11 protein-coding genes, 2 tRNA genes and 2 rRNA genes are annotated in these 14,266 nt (G+C 50.0%); 1 reads left to right on the forward strand and 14 read right to left on the reverse strand.

The window, feature by feature from the left end:
* Positions 1-86: 86 nt before the first annotated feature.
* The 5 genes from FOC66_RS07595 to FOC66_RS07615 all read right to left on the reverse strand — a co-directional run bounded on the left by FOC66_RS07595 (position 87) and on the right by FOC66_RS07615 (position 6,388).
* Positions 87-2,975 (reverse strand): 23S ribosomal RNA (locus tag FOC66_RS07595).
* 347 nt (positions 2,976-3,322) lie between these two features.
* A tRNA-Ala gene (locus tag FOC66_RS07600) sits at positions 3,323-3,398 on the reverse strand.
* Between the two features lie 5 nt (positions 3,399-3,403).
* Positions 3,404-3,480: transfer RNA gene (locus FOC66_RS07605), tRNA-Ile, on the reverse strand.
* A 104-nt stretch (positions 3,481-3,584) separates the two neighbouring features.
* Positions 3,585-5,125: ribosomal RNA gene (locus FOC66_RS07610) — 16S ribosomal RNA — on the reverse strand.
* The 16S and 23S rRNA genes sit together here with 2 tRNA genes alongside, the layout of an rRNA operon.
* A 450-nt stretch (positions 5,126-5,575) precedes the next feature.
* The gene (locus FOC66_RS07615) at positions 5,576-6,388 is read right to left on the reverse strand and encodes a cytochrome C assembly family protein (RefSeq protein ID WP_003749434.1); all 813 of its coding nucleotides are present in this window, start codon (positions 6,386-6,388) and stop codon (positions 5,576-5,578) included.
* Positions 6,389-6,567: 179 nt separating this feature from the next.
* Between FOC66_RS07615 and ffh the strand changes: the two genes are divergently transcribed.
* The gene (gene ffh / locus FOC66_RS07620; RefSeq protein WP_003749431.1) at positions 6,568-7,938 is read left to right on the forward strand and encodes a signal recognition particle protein; all 1,371 of its coding nucleotides are present in this window, start codon (positions 6,568-6,570) and stop codon (positions 7,936-7,938) included.
* A gap of 102 nt (positions 7,939-8,040) precedes the next feature.
* Here the strand turns inward: ffh and FOC66_RS07625 are convergent, their stop codons facing one another.
* The 9 genes from FOC66_RS07625 to rlmH all read right to left on the reverse strand — a co-directional run bounded on the left by FOC66_RS07625 (position 8,041) and on the right by rlmH (position 14,137).
* Entirely contained in the window at positions 8,041-8,340 is a 300-nt protein-coding gene (locus tag FOC66_RS07625) for a hypothetical protein (protein ID WP_003749429.1), read from the reverse strand.
* 139 nt (positions 8,341-8,479) lie between these two features.
* Positions 8,480-9,175, reverse strand: a complete 696-nt coding sequence (locus FOC66_RS07630; protein WP_003749428.1) for a thiol:disulfide interchange protein DsbA/DsbL — start codon at positions 9,173-9,175, stop codon at positions 8,480-8,482.
* Positions 9,176-9,349: 174 nt separating this feature from the next.
* Positions 9,350-9,883, reverse strand: a complete 534-nt coding sequence (locus FOC66_RS07635) for an alpha/beta hydrolase (protein ID WP_003749426.1) — start codon at positions 9,881-9,883, stop codon at positions 9,350-9,352.
* A gap of 11 nt (positions 9,884-9,894) precedes the next feature.
* Positions 9,895-10,239 (reverse strand): hypothetical protein, encoded by a 345-nt coding sequence (locus tag FOC66_RS07640; RefSeq protein ID WP_003749424.1) that lies wholly within the window; start codon positions 10,237-10,239, stop codon positions 9,895-9,897.
* Positions 10,226-11,005: an exodeoxyribonuclease III gene (locus FOC66_RS07645; RefSeq protein ID WP_003684015.1), complete on the reverse strand. Its 780-nt coding sequence runs from the start codon at positions 11,003-11,005 to the stop codon at positions 10,226-10,228. Before FOC66_RS07645 ends, FOC66_RS07640 begins: the two co-directional genes overlap by 14 nt.
* A gap of 44 nt (positions 11,006-11,049) precedes the next feature.
* Positions 11,050-12,363: an amino-acid N-acetyltransferase gene (argA, locus tag FOC66_RS07650; protein ID WP_003749422.1), complete on the reverse strand. Its 1,314-nt coding sequence runs from the start codon at positions 12,361-12,363 to the stop codon at positions 11,050-11,052.
* Complete coding sequence (locus FOC66_RS07655) at positions 12,360-12,755, reverse strand: MJ0042-type zinc finger domain-containing protein (protein ID WP_003749421.1); 396 nt, start codon at positions 12,753-12,755, stop codon at positions 12,360-12,362. The genes argA and FOC66_RS07655 overlap by 4 nt, the downstream gene beginning before the upstream one ends.
* 99 nt (positions 12,756-12,854) lie before the next feature.
* Positions 12,855-13,496 carry an orotate phosphoribosyltransferase gene (pyrE, locus tag FOC66_RS07660; protein WP_003682682.1) on the reverse strand — a complete coding sequence of 214 codons (642 nt, stop codon included), beginning with the start codon at positions 13,494-13,496 and terminating at the stop codon, positions 12,855-12,857.
* 170 nt (positions 13,497-13,666) lie between these two features.
* Positions 13,667-14,137: a 23S rRNA (pseudouridine(1915)-N(3))-methyltransferase RlmH gene (gene rlmH, locus FOC66_RS07665; RefSeq protein ID WP_003749419.1), complete on the reverse strand. Its 471-nt coding sequence runs from the start codon at positions 14,135-14,137 to the stop codon at positions 13,667-13,669.
* Positions 14,138-14,266 lie beyond the last annotated feature (129 nt).

The following is a 14,266-nucleotide window of genomic DNA, read 5'->3' on the forward strand; positions in this document are numbered from 1 at the left end:
TACAAATCGGTAAAGCCTTAATCGGTATAAATGGTGATGACTGAATCAGTCAGTAAGCTTTTATTATTTGAAGTTCTTCAAATGATAGAGTCAAGCCTCACGAGCAATTAGTATGGGTTAGCTTCACGCGTTACCGCGCTTCCACACCCCACCTATCAACGTCCTGGTCTCGAACGACTCTTTAGTGTAGTTAAACCACAAGGGAAGTCTCATCTTCAGGCGAGTTTCGCGCTTAGATGCTTTCAGCGCTTATCTCTTCCGAACTTAGCTACCCGGCTATGCAACTGGCGTTACAACCGGTACACCAGAGGTTCGTCCACTCCGGTCCTCTCGTACTAGGAGCAGCCCCCGTCAAACTTCCAACGCCCACTGCAGATAGGGACCAAACTGTCTCACGACGTTTTAAACCCAGCTCACGTACCACTTTAAATGGCGAACAGCCATACCCTTGGGACCGACTACAGCCCCAGGATGTGATGAGCCGACATCGAGGTGCCAAACTCCGCCGTCGATATGAACTCTTGGGCGGAATCAGCCTGTTATCCCCGGAGTACCTTTTATCCGTTGAGCGATGGCCCTTCCATACAGAACCACCGGATCACTATGTCCTGCTTTCGCACCTGCTCGACTTGTCGGTCTCGCAGTTAAGCTACCTTTTGCCATTGCACTATCAGTCCGATTTCCGACCGGACCTAGGTAACCTTCGAACTCCTCCGTTACTCTTTGGGAGGAGACCGCCCCAGTCAAACTGCCTACCATGCACGGTCCCCGACCCGGATTACGGGTCTGGGTTAGAACCTCAAAGACACCAGGGTGGTATTTCAAGGACGGCTCCACAGAGACTGGCGTCTCTGCTTCAAAGCCTCCCACCTATCCTACACAAGTGACTTCAAAGTCCAATGCAAAGCTACAGTAAAGGTTCACGGGGTCTTTCCGTCTAGCAGCGGGTAGATTGCATCTTCACAACCACTTCAACTTCGCTGAGTCTCGGGAGGAGACAGTGTGGCCATCGTTACGCCATTCGTGCGGGTCGGAACTTACCCGACAAGGAATTTCGCTACCTTAGGACCGTTATAGTTACGGCCGCCGTTTACTGGGGCTTCGATCCGATGCTTGCACATCTTCAATTAACCTTCCAGCACCGGGCAGGCGTCACACCCTATACGTCCACTTTCGTGTTAGCAGAGTGCTGTGTTTTTAATAAACAGTCGCAGCCACCTATTCTCTGCGACCCTCCGGGGCTTACGGAGCAAGTCCTTAACCTTAGAGGGCATACCTTCTCCCGAAGTTACGGTATCAATTTGCCGAGTTCCTTCTCCCGAGTTCTCTCAAGCGCCTTAGAATTCTCATCCTGCCCACCTGTGTCGGTTTGCGGTACGGTTCGATTCAAACTGAAGCTTAGTGGCTTTTCCTGGAAGCGTGGTATCGGTTACTTCATGTCCGTAGACACTCGTCGTCACTTCTCGGTGTTAAGAAGACCCGGATTTGCCTAAGTCTTCCACCTACCGGCTTAAACAAGCTATTCCAACAGCTTGCTAACCTAACCTTCTCCGTCCCCACATCGCATTTGAATCAAGTACAGGAATATTAACCTGTTTCCCATCGACTACGCATTTCTGCCTCGCCTTAGGGGCCGACTCACCCTACGCCGATGAACGTTGCGTAGGAAACCTTGGGCTTTCGGCGAGCGGGCTTTTCACCCGCTTTATCGCTACTCATGTCAACATTCGCACTTCTGATACCTCCAGCACACTTTACAATGCACCTTCATCGGCCTACAGAACGCTCCCCTACCATGCCAGTAAACTGGCATCCGCAGCTTCGGTTATAGATTTGAGCCCCGTTACATCTTCCGCGCAGGACGACTCGACCAGTGAGCTATTACGCTTTCTTTAAATGATGGCTGCTTCTAAGCCAACATCCTGGCTGTCTGGGCCTTCCCACTTCGTTTACCACTTAATCTATCATTTGGGACCTTAGCTGGCGGTCTGGGTTGTTTCCCTCTTGACAACGGACGTTAGCACCCGCTGTCTGTCTCCCGAGGAACCACTTGATGGTATTCTTAGTTTGCCATGGGTTGGTAAGTTGCAATAACCCCCTAGCCATAACAGTGCTTTACCCCCATCAGTGTCTTGCTCGAGGCACTACCTAAATAGTTTTCGGGGAGAACCAGCTATCTCCGAGTTTGTTTAGCCTTTCACCCCTATCCACAGCTCATCCCCGCATTTTGCAACATGCGTGGGTTCGGTCCTCCAGTACCTGTTACGGCACCTTCAACCTGGCCATGGATAGATCACTCGGTTTCGGGTCTACACCCAGCAACTGTTCGCCCTATTAAGACTCGGTTTCCCTACGCCTCCCCTATTCGGTTAAGCTCGCTACTGAATGTAAGTCGTTGACCCATTATACAAAAGGTACGCAGTCACACCACAAGGGTGCTCCCACTGTTTGTATGCATCAGGTTTCAGGTTCTATTTCACTCCCCTCCCGGGGTTCTTTTCGCCTTTCCCTCACGGTACTGGTTCACTATCGGTCGATGATGAGTATTTAGCCTTGGAGGATGGTCCCCCCATATTCAGACAGGATTTCACGTGTCCCGCCCTACTTTTCGTACGCTTAGTACCACCATTGAGATTTCGAATACGGGACTATCACCCACTATGGTCAAGCTTCCCAGCTTGTTCTTCTATCTCGACAGTTATCACGTACAGGCTCCTCCGCGTTCGCTCGCCACTACTTGCGGAATCTCGGTTGATTTCTTTTCCTCCGGGTACTTAGATGGTTCAGTTCTCCGGGTTCGCTTCGCTTATCCTATGTATTCAGATAAGGATACCTCCTAAGAGGTGGGTTTCCCCATTCGGACACCGCGGGATCATAGCTTTATTGCCAGCTCCCCCGCGCTTTTCGCAGGCTTACACGTCCTTCGTCGCCTATCATCGCCAAGGCATCCACCTGATGCACTTATTCACTTGACTCTATCATTTCAAGAACCTCTCTGACTTCGTTTGCCTACCCGTTGACTAGGGAAGCAAACTTGAAATTCCTACTTTGATAAAGCTTACTGCTTGTTGTGTCTTAATCCTGCCTTTTGTGTTTCAGGATTAAGTCGATACAATCATCACCCAAATACTGTGTTTGTTTTCTTTTCTCTTGCGAGAGATTCTTTATCCTTTGCAAAGAATAAAAAATCAAAACAAACGCATTGTCTTTGTTTGTTGATTTCGGCTTTCCAATTTGTTAAAGATCGATGCGTCGATATTTCACTTCGCAAATCAAAATAAGCTGCTAAGTATAGCAGGCTTCCTTTAATTTGTAAAGTGCTTGGTGGAGGCAAACGGGATCGAACCGATGACCCCCTGCTTGCAAAGCAGGTGCTCTACCAACTGAGCTATGCCCCCGTTCTTGGTGGGTCTGGGAGGACTTGAACCTCCGACCCCACGCTTATCAAGCGTGTGCTCTAACCAGCTGAGCTACAAACCCGGATTCTCTTCTTAAGCGAATCTTGTCTTCACTCAAGCTTTCCTCTTCCGCATCTTTACAGTTTACCGATAAGTGTGAATGCATCAGACCTCTTCTTTCTCTAGAAAGGAGGTGATCCAGCCGCAGGTTCCCCTACGGCTACCTTGTTACGACTTCACCCCAGTCATGAAGCATACCGTGGTAAGCGGGCTCCTTGCGGTTACCCTACCTACTTCTGGTATCCCCCACTCCCATGGTGTGACGGGCGGTGTGTACAAGACCCGGGAACGTATTCACCGCAGTATGCTGACCTGCGATTACTAGCGATTCCGACTTCATGCACTCGAGTTGCAGAGTGCAATCCGGACTACGATCGGTTTTGTGAGATTGGCTCCGCCTCGCGGCTTGGCTACCCTCTGTACCGACCATTGTATGACGTGTGAAGCCCTGGTCATAAGGGCCATGAGGACTTGACGTCATCCCCACCTTCCTCCGGCTTGTCACCGGCAGTCTCATTAGAGTGCCCAACTTAATGATGGCAACTAATGACAAGGGTTGCGCTCGTTGCGGGACTTAACCCAACATCTCACGACACGAGCTGACGACAGCCATGCAGCACCTGTGTTACGGCTCCCGAAGGCACTCCTCCGTCTCTGGAGGATTCCGTACATGTCAAGACCAGGTAAGGTTCTTCGCGTTGCATCGAATTAATCCACATCATCCACCGCTTGTGCGGGTCCCCGTCAATTCCTTTGAGTTTTAATCTTGCGACCGTACTCCCCAGGCGGTCAATTTCACGCGTTAGCTACGCTACTAAGCAATCAAGTTGCCCAACAGCTAATTGACATCGTTTAGGGCGTGGACTACCAGGGTATCTAATCCTGTTTGCTACCCACGCTTTCGAGCATGAACGTCAGTGTTATCCCAGGAGGCTGCCTTCGCCATCGGTATTCCTCCACATCTCTACGCATTTCACTGCTACACGTGGAATTCTACCTCCCTCTGACACACTCTAGTCACCCAGTTCAGAACGCAGTTCCCAGGTTGAGCCCGGGGATTTCACATCCTGCTTAAGTAACCGTCTGCGCTCGCTTTACGCCCAGTAATTCCGATTAACGCTCGCACCCTACGTATTACCGCGGCTGCTGGCACGTAGTTAGCCGGTGCTTATTCTTCAGGTACCGTCATCAGCTGTCGGTATTAGCAACAGCCTTTTCTTCCCTGACAAAAGTCCTTTACAACCCGAAGGCCTTCTTCAGACACGCGGCATGGCTGGATCAGGCTTGCGCCCATTGTCCAAAATTCCCCACTGCTGCCTCCCGTAGGAGTCTGGGCCGTGTCTCAGTCCCAGTGTGGCGGATCATCCTCTCAGACCCGCTACTGATCGTCGCCTTGGTAGGCCTTTACCCCACCAACTAGCTAATCAGATATCGGCCGCTCGAATAACGCAAGGCCCGAAGGTCCCCTGCTTTCCTCCTCAGAGAATATGCGGTATTAGCTAATCTTTCGATTAGTTATCCCCCATTACTCGGTACGTTCCGATATGTTACTCACCCGTTCGCCACTCGCCACCCAAGAAGCAAGCTTCTCTGTGCTGCCGTCCGACTTGCATGTGTAAAGCATGCCGCCAGCGTTCAATCTGAGCCAGGATCAAACTCTTATGTTCAATCTCTAACTTATAACTTCTGGTCTGCTTCAAAGAAACCGACAGGACAATGTCTAAAACATCATCTTGTCTGTCTTTCAAACAGTGTGAGGCCTAATGCACTCACACTTATCGGTAATCTGTTTTTTAAAGAGCGAATCGAATTATACAGTACAATTTTCAAAAGTCAACTAAAATTATCGAAAATTTCAACCAACTGTGTTATACTGTCTGCTTCGTTTTCTTCACCGCGTCAGCAGCGAAAAACCGAACTATACGCCTCCCAACAAAACCAGTCAACACCTTTCGCAAAATTATTTTCAAAAATTTAATCACTCCCCTGTTTTAACAGGTTTTTTATTTTTCTAAAAACACCTCAAATCTTCCCTATTCGCTTCCCAAATCCAACCCGGTTCAATACTAAGGCCGTCTGAAAGAGTATTTCAGACGGCCTTTTTGTATGGTTTCTATTTATCCAATACGGTGCAGGATAATTTCTAAGACAAATTTACTGCCTATATAGGCAAAAATCAGACTGACAAATCCGACAATAGTCCAAACGGCAGCTTTTTTACCCCGCCATGCGGTCATGCTGTGTTTCAACAATAATGCGCCATAAATCAGCCACGACATAATACTGAAGATGGTTTTATGCGTGAAGGTCATGGGTTTGCCGAAAACAGCTTCTGCAAAAAACGTACCGCTGATAACGGAATAGGTCAATAAAATGAAACCTGCCCAAATACCTTGGAACATAAGTTTCTCCAAACTCAATAAAGGCGGCAAGAAGCTGACCAATGCGGAAAAACGGCGTTTGTGCAAATTACGGTTGATTAAAAGGATTAGGATGGCAAATAAGGTAACGATGCCAAACAATCCGTATGCGAGCAATGATGATGCAATGTGCGACAGCGGCAATAAGTCTACGATTTGACGGCCTGTGAAATCTCCCGGGAAAAGGAAACCCAGCAATAAGGTCAATGCGGCACAGGGATACAATAGGAGTTGCACACCGCGCAGACAATAAAAGAAGCTGCCCAAGCAGTACATCATCAGCATCAGCCAGACTATCAGACTGAGCGAATAGCCGAAACCGGTAATCAATACCCTATCCTGCAATACCGGGAACATCAATGCTGCGCCATGTACCAATAATGCGCCGCTCAAAATCAGCAGCTCGGTTTTCAGCGGGTAAGATTTATTATTGTGCTTTTTATGTTGCAACCAGGAAAATGCGCCCAATCCGGCATACACCAGCATCAGGCAGATTAAGACAATCGGCATAAATATCTTTCTCAATAGATACTATGAACACTTGACGTACGGCCGGCAGGGTTTCAGACGGCCTGTGCGTGTTTGTGTTCTTGAAGCATAACTTCGGACTATCGTGTAAAATAATCCCAATTTTATTTTAACAAAGAATGCCCTGTATTGGGCAGCTATTCTCATTATCAAGGATAAGTATGTTAGACAACCTGACCAACCGCTTCAGCAAGGTACTTAAAAATATTCGCGGCCAATCAACGCTGACCGAAGACAATATTAAAGAAGCCTTGCGCGAGGTTCGTCTTGCCCTGCTGGAAGCCGACGTTGCATTGCCCGTCGTTAAAGAATTCGTCAACACAGTCAAAGAACAGGCCCTCGGTCAAGAAGTCGTCGGCAGCCTGACACCTGACCAAGCCTTTATCGGCGTGGTCAACCAAGCCTTAGTCGAACTGATGGGCAAGGAAAACAAAACGCTGGATTTGTCGGTTTCACCGCCTGCCATCGTTTTAATGGCCGGTTTGCAGGGTGCCGGTAAGACAACAACCGTCGGCAAACTCGCGCGCCTACTGAAAAATGATCAGAAGAAAAAAGTTTTGGTGGTATCTGCCGACGTTTACCGCCCTGCCGCAATTGAACAGCTGCGTCTGTTGGCCGAACAGGTCGGCGTGGACTTTTTCCCATCCGATACCAACCAAAAACCAGTTGAAATTGCAACTGCTGCCGTCGATTACGCCAAAAAACATTTTTACGATGTATTGATGGTCGATACCGCCGGCCGCCTGGCAATCGATGAAGAGATGATGAACGAAATCAAAGCGCTTCATGCGGCGGTCAACCCGGTTGAAACTTTGTTCGTTATCGATGCCATGCTGGGTCAGGATGCTGTGAACACTGCTCAGGCATTTAATGAAGCCCTGCCACTGACCGGTGTCGTATTGACCAAGATGGACGGCGACTCGCGCGGCGGTGCGGCATTGTCCGTACGCCATGTGACCGGCAAACCGATTAAATTTATCGGTGTCGGCGAAAAAATCAACGGCCTCGAGCCTTTCCACCCCGACCGTCTTGCCAGCCGTATCCTCGGCATGGGCGACGTATTGACCCTGATTGAAGATGTTCAAAAAGGTATTGATGAAGAAGCCGCCGCCAAAATGGCGAAAAAGCTGCAAAAAGGCAAAGGCTTTGACCTCAACGACTTTAAAGAACAAATTCAGCAAATGCGCAATATGGGCGGCTTGGAAAACCTGATGTCGAAAATGCCGGGCGAACTGGGTCAAATCTCGAAACAAATCCCCGAAGGAACGGCTGAAAAAGCGATGGGCAAAGTAGAAGCCATCATCAACTCGATGACTCCAAAAGAACGTGCCAACCCTGCCCTGCTCAAAGCCAGCCGCAAACGCCGTATTGCGGTGGGTGCGGGCACGACCGTGCAGGAAGTGAACAAATTACTCAAACAGTTTGAACAAATGCAACAAATGATGAAGATGTTCAGCGGCAACGGTTTGGGCAAACTGATGCGTTTGGCCAAAGGCATGAAGGGAATGAAAGGCATGTTCCCAGGTTTGTAAGCTAATTTGACAGAAAACGCCGTCTGAAAAGTTTCAGACGGCGTTTTTATTTTTACTCTAGCAAGAATTACTATTCACATATAACTATGAAATCTATTCCTTTTAAGGATTTTCATAGCGTACCGATGCCTCTTCCAACATTTCCCATTGGCCACCACTACCATGGTAGGTTTCGGCATCAAGCCTGAAAACGGCATTGCAGTGCGTACATTGAAAATAATGTACCACGAAATCGTTCCAACCATATATGTCACGATTACCCTGAGAATCAGTATGGGTAATGTAACCGCTATTGGCAATGGTTTTAGCAAAATCAAGGCTGGGACCATAAACTTTGCCGTAGGCTGGGGTAATGTCGATGAGCGTGCCGTCTGCTAAACGATCAGAGGCTCGCAGTAACATTTGCGATAATTCTTTCGGAACCCTGATACGAACAGTAGATCGCAGGTCAGAACAGTAATCACACATAATTTGGATCTTTCAGCACAGTAAAGGAAAAAGAGATAAGGGATGCAAAACCTTTACTCATTCAGCCTTCAACTTATTGCGGTTTTTTCTGCTCTTCGCGTACTTTGTCCACCAACTGGTCAATCGTGGTCATGCCGGACTGCCAGTCTTTAAATTCGACTTGGTATTTGCCGCCGACGATCACGGTCGGTGTGCCGCTGATTTGGAATTTATTGGTCAATTCTTCCATTTGAGCCGCACGTGCTTGGCTTTCGGGCGCTTCAAATGCAGCCAATACTTTTTTGCCGTCAAACGCAGTTTGCTCGGACAACCATTTTTTCAGGGTATCGGTATCGGCCAAGTTGATTTTTTGGTTAACCATCGCATCGAAAATATGGCTGTTGGCTTTATCTGATTCACCGGCCATTTCCACTGCGGCCGCCAAACGTGCCAAAGGTTTCATTTCATCACCCCACACAACATGCTCCCGGCGCATATAGGTATCGTCTTTAAACGTTTTGATGTGTTCGCTCAAAACCGGCTCCAAATGGGCACAATGCGGGCAGAAGTAGCCGAAGAATTCCAATACTTCGATTTTGCCGGCCTGCTGTTGCGGAATCGGGTTGGACAAGACGGTGTAATTGACACCTTCAGTCAATGCGGCAGGGGCTGCCGGAGCGGATGTGTTGCTTTGGGCGCTGTCTGCCGGAACGCTGGTTTCCGCCTGTTTGCCGCAAGCGGCCAATGCCAACAGGGTCAATGAAGTCAAGGCTAAGGTTTTCAGTTTCATAGGTATCTCTTTACATTCAAATCAATGGGCGGATTTTATGGCATTTTGTTGGAGGTGTGTTCGATTTGAGTGAAAAAATGTGTTTAGTTTTATTTCAACCTTTATAAAGGCCGTCTGAAATACATATCGGTTTCAGACGGCCTTCGTTTATTAATATTAATAGATATTGCTACACTACTTACTCAACAACATTTCCTGCATCAGCTTCATGCCCCATTGCCAACCGCCGAGTGCGCCGTTTAACCGGCCGGAATGCGGCGATTGAAGCAGGCGCGCCTGCCAGCGGTCGGCCTGTTCTTGCGCCCAATCGCGTGGCGTACCGTTTGTTTCAGCGATGACCAACGCCGTACGGCAAGGGCAACGGACGCGTTGGAACGTATGGATTTCGTCTTCGGGAAAAGCTTCGGGACGCGGCGAGACCAAAATAATATTGGTCAGGCGTTTTTGCGTCAGGATGTCGGCTTGATACAGCCATGCCAAAAATGCGGACACACCAACACCATGAGCCACGACGGCAATATTTCTGCTGACGATATGGTCAAAGGCCGTCTGAATGGCGTGTTGCCATTCGGAAACGGTTTGCCGACTATCGGCTTCGGCAGTTTGAACAATCGGATAGCTGACCGCCCAGCGGTCTATCCACATTTCCGCTTCATCCGCATCGCGTATCAGAAACAAAGCCATTTCTTCGAGTTCGAAGCTCTGCATTTTCAGACGGCCTATTTGAGCAAGTCGTTGAGTGTAAATGCGATCAACAAGGCGGCAGGCACGCTGAGAATGGCACAAGTCGCCAGACAAAGTACGATGTTGGCAATCAGCCGCCAGCCCTTCCAAGCAAAGCATTTGGCCGCAATCAGCAGGCAAGGTAGGGAAAACAGCAGCCATACCAACGCCCATGTCGGATTGGCCTTGGTCGGCGCAACCCAACCGGACATCCGCGCCAGCATGAATATTGCCCACACCAGCATGGGCAGCACAAATGCCGCCACAACCCAAACCGCACCTACGCCGGTTTTACTGTTTATATTCCAGTCGTACTTACCAAAAAACTTATTCGGCAACATAGTCATACTCCACAACTAAAGGGGCGTGATCCGAGAATTTTTCATCTTTATAAACATGTGCGGAAACGGCTTTGGCGGCCAACTCCGGCGTAACCATCTGATAATCGATGCGCCACCCGACATCTTTCGCATACGCTTGTCCGCGGTTGCTCCACCAGGTATAGCCCGGCACATCGGGATAAAGTGTGCGCCACATATCCGTCCAACCGAGCTTGTGGATGACTTTGCCTATCCATTCGCGCTCTTCTGGCAAGAAGCCCGAATTTTTCTGATTGCCCTTCCAGTTTTTCAAGTCGATGTTTTGGTGGGCAATATTCCAGTCGCCGCAGACGACGATGTCGCGCCCTTCGTTTTTCATGGCTTCGAGCATGGGATAAAACGCGTCCAAAAAGCGGTATTTCACTTGTTGGCGCTCTTCCGCGCTGCTGCCGCTGGGCAGATACAGCGAAATTACCGACAACTTGCCGAAATCGCAACGGACAAAACGGCCTTCCCTGTCAAATTCTTCAATGCCCATGCCGATTTGCACATTGTCAGGTTTGCGTTTGCTGTACACCGCCACGCCGCTGTAACCGCGCTTTTCGGCGCAATGCCAGTAGCCGTGCATACCGTGCGGATTTTTCATATCGTCTGACAGATCGGCTTCTTGAGCTTTCAGTTCCTGCACGCAGACAATGTCCGCGCCCGATGCGGCGATATATTCGTAAAAACCTTTTTTATAGGCGGAGCGGATGCCGTTGACGTTGGCAGAGATGATTTTCAACATAAGATTTGAGTGATGTTTAAAAACGGATAATAGGATTGAAGTTTTCAGACGGCCTGCAAGTCATAAACAAATACTTTGGAATTGCGGCCGTTGGCATTGTATTCCTGCCGGCGTTCGGCAGGCAGGTCATCGGCCGAGGCCGTCTGAAAGCCCCGTTCGACAAACCATTCGCCCGTGTGCGTGGATAAGGCGAAAAGCGTTTTGATATTTAAGGCGCGCGCTTTTTGGAATAAATGTTCCAACAGCAATTCGCCGTAGCCGCCGTCACGCGCTTCGGGCGACACCACCAGACAGGCCAATTCGCCGCAGTCCGGCTCGGCAAAGATTTTCAGCGCCACGCAGCCGTAAATGTTTTGATCGTGTTCCAATACGGAAAAACTGGAAATATGGTTTTCCAAATACTCGCGGCTGCGGTGTAACAAGATGCCTTGTTCCGCCAACGGACGGATTAAGGCAATGATGTGCGGAATGTCGTCGCTGCGTGCCTGACGGATGGAAACAAACGGCCCTCGGGCAATAGACGTACCGCTGCCCTCTCGGGTAAACAGCTCGCGCAACAGGCTGCCGTCTTCGCGGCCGTTGAGAATCTGCACCCGCGATACGCCGTTTTCCAACGCGCCTACCGCCGCATGCAACAAATCGGCCGGCGCATCGGGATTGTCGTGTATCAGTTCCCGCACTTCACCGACAGACAAAGTATTGGCCAACGAGCCGTCGGCACGGCGGATACCGGCTTCTTCGGTCAAGAAAACCAGCTTCTCCGCCTGCAAAGCCATGGCCACTTCCTGCGCGGTTTCGCACATACTCAGATTAAAGGTTTTGCCGCTGTACGAATGCCCCAAAGGACTGATCAGCACCACGGCGCCGCTATCCAAGCGCAAACGGATTTCTTCCGCGTCGATTTTGCGGACGGTACCGGTATAGCCCATGTCCACGCCGTCGATAACGCCTAACGGACGGGCGGTAATAAAGTTGCCGCACGCGATAACCGGCGGCTTGCTCCGTTGCTGTGCAGATACGCTGCTGAACAAAGCTGCTTCAACATCGCTGCGGATAATCCCCGCCACCTGCTTCACTTCCATCAGGGTCGCTTCATCGGTAATCCGTCGGCTGCCGCTGTATTTCGGAACAAAATTCCGACCCGAAGCCAATTTGTCGAGCAAATGCCGCGAACCGTGCACCAAGACCAAACGCAAGCCCAAGCTGGCCAACAGGTTCAAATCTGCGGCCAAACGGATCAGGGTTTCGCCTTCCAACAGGCTGTCGGTCACGCCGACCACCATGGTTTTGCCGCGCAAATATTGGATATAGGGCGCGGCTTCGCGAAAGCTGGCGACAAAATGGGCGATATTACTCATAGCAGGGCAAGATAAAAGAGTTGCATAATCAAAACCGTCAGCGCAATCAACGATGCCAACGTCCAGTTGAACCCGTCCTTGCGCGTTTTGACCGCTACCTGCTCTTCCACCTTAGGCTCTTCCTTGAGCGCGCTGTTGAGCAAATCGGAAATTTCTTTGCGCGAGAGTTTGGAATGCTTGAGGATTTGCGCGCCGATGTTATGCACGAGGCGCACATCCGTTACCGCCACAGGCAGATGGGCCGGATCGGCCGGCAGGTTGCCCGACAGATAATCCTTGGCCTTAAACATCCCCGAACAACGCGTGCAGACCACGAAACCCTGCGCCACGTTCAACTGGGCATCTTTCACCCAATGCGGTGTTTTACAATGAGGACAAGAACAAGCAGGCATGAGTATTTTCCGTAAGTGTATTGAATCAAAAATATATTTTAGCCAATGTTTCAGGCCGTCTGAAACAGTTTTCAGACGACCTGAGCATGATGTTATGGTTTAAACCGCGCCGTAACGTTCGCGATAGGCTTTGACCGGCTCGAAGAAGCCGCCAAATTCGGCATTGTTTTGCAAGAGCGTGAACAAGTCGTTCAGGTTGGCAATCGAAACCACCGGCAGGCCGTATTGTTTTTCGACTTCCTGCACCGCCGACAATTCGCCCGTGCCTTTTTCCATGCGGTCGAGCGCAATGGCCACTGCGGCAGGCGTTGCGCCTTCGGCCTCAATCAGTTTGACCGACTCGCGCACGGATGTACCGGCGGAAATCACATCATCGATAATCAGCACGCGGCCTTTCAAAGGCGCGCCTACCAACACACCGCCTTCGCCGTGGTCTTTGGCTTCTTTGCGGTTGTAGGCAAACGGTACGTTTACGCCTTTTTCCGCCAACATCATCGCTGTCGCCGCCGCCAAAATAATGCCTTTATAGGCTGGGCCGAACAGCATATCGAACTTCACGCCGCTGGCAATAATGGCTTCGGCGTAAAACTTCGCCAGCTGCAAAGTCGATGCGCCGTCATTGAACAAACCGGCATTGAAAAAATAAGGCGACTGACGGCCGGCCTTGGTCGTAAATTCGCCGAATTTCAACACGTTTTGTGCCAAAGCGAATTTGAGGAAGTCTTGACGGAAATCGGACATTTGGGTTCTCCCGAAAGATGTTGATTTATCAAAGAAACGATTATAAAGGATTCATGCGGAAAAATCAGGCCGTCTGAAAGCAGGTTCAACCCCACGTTAAACCGACCTGCCCTATTTTCTTTCAAACCGACAAGGCGGCATTACCTTTTTATCCCAGCAATCAAAACGGATTATTCCCGATGATAAGGATGGTTGTGCAAAATCGAAACGGCACGATAAAGCTGCTCGGTCAGCAAAACGCGCACCATGCCATGCGGCAGGGTCAGGCTGGAAAGGCGCATCATCATGTTTGCCTGTTGTTTCAAACGGTCGGTCATGCCGTCTGCGCCGCCGATAATAAAGCAGACGTGTTCGCCGTTTTGCTGCCAACTTTTCAAATGTTGCGCCAATTCGACCGAAGTCGGCGCTTTGCCGCGTTCGTCCAATACCACCAAAAATGCACCCTGTGGTATGGCTTCCAGCAGGCGTTTTTCTTCAGCCACCATGCCCTGAGCCGCATTCACACCCGCGCCGCGTTTTTCCGGCTTGATTTCTTTCAGCGCATAATTGACATCGCGCCCGAAGCGTTTGGCGTACTCGCCGACGGCTTCATCGACCCAACGCGGCATTTTCGTGCCGACAGCCAAGACGGTGATATTCATGGGGTATCCTTTTACTATCGAATTGTCGGTTGGGCATTATGGTCAAGCAAGTTCTCAACCTTTTCAAACCATGAGCCAATGCCCACGCAACCGACTGAAAATAAAAGGCCGTCTGAAAGCCGAATGTAT

The sequence above is a fragment of the Neisseria mucosa genome, assembly GCF_013267835.1.
GTDB lineage: Bacteria > Pseudomonadota > Gammaproteobacteria > Burkholderiales > Neisseriaceae > Neisseria.

What these genes read in the sequence shown, in the direction of transcription:
- FOC66_RS07615 (WP_003749434.1), bottom strand. Translation starts at nt 6,388, where the DNA reads ATGCCGATTGTCTTAATCTGCCTGATGCTGGTGTATGCCGGATTGGGC.
- ffh (WP_003749431.1), top strand. Translation starts at nt 6,568, where the DNA reads ATGTTAGACAACCTGACCAACCGCTTCAGCAAGGTACTTAAAAATATT.
- FOC66_RS07625 (WP_003749429.1), bottom strand. Translation starts at nt 8,340, where the DNA reads ATGTTACTGCGAGCCTCTGATCGTTTAGCAGACGGCACGCTCATCGAC.
- FOC66_RS07630 (WP_003749428.1), bottom strand. Translation starts at nt 9,175, where the DNA reads ATGAAACTGAAAACCTTAGCCTTGACTTCATTGACCCTGTTGGCATTG.
- FOC66_RS07635 (WP_003749426.1), bottom strand. Translation starts at nt 9,883, where the DNA reads ATGCAGAGCTTCGAACTCGAAGAAATGGCTTTGTTTCTGATACGCGAT.
- FOC66_RS07640 (WP_003749424.1), bottom strand. Translation starts at nt 10,239, where the DNA reads ATGTTGCCGAATAAGTTTTTTGGTAAGTACGACTGGAATATAAACAGT.
- FOC66_RS07645 (WP_003684015.1), bottom strand. Translation starts at nt 11,005, where the DNA reads ATGTTGAAAATCATCTCTGCCAACGTCAACGGCATCCGCTCCGCCTAT.
- argA (WP_003749422.1), bottom strand. Translation starts at nt 12,363, where the DNA reads ATGAGTAATATCGCCCATTTTGTCGCCAGCTTTCGCGAAGCCGCGCCC.
- FOC66_RS07655 (WP_003749421.1), bottom strand. Translation starts at nt 12,755, where the DNA reads ATGCCTGCTTGTTCTTGTCCTCATTGTAAAACACCGCATTGGGTGAAA.
- pyrE (WP_003682682.1), bottom strand. Translation starts at nt 13,496, where the DNA reads ATGTCCGATTTCCGTCAAGACTTCCTCAAATTCGCTTTGGCACAAAAC.
- rlmH (WP_003749419.1), bottom strand. Translation starts at nt 14,137, where the DNA reads ATGAATATCACCGTCTTGGCTGTCGGCACGAAAATGCCGCGTTGGGTC.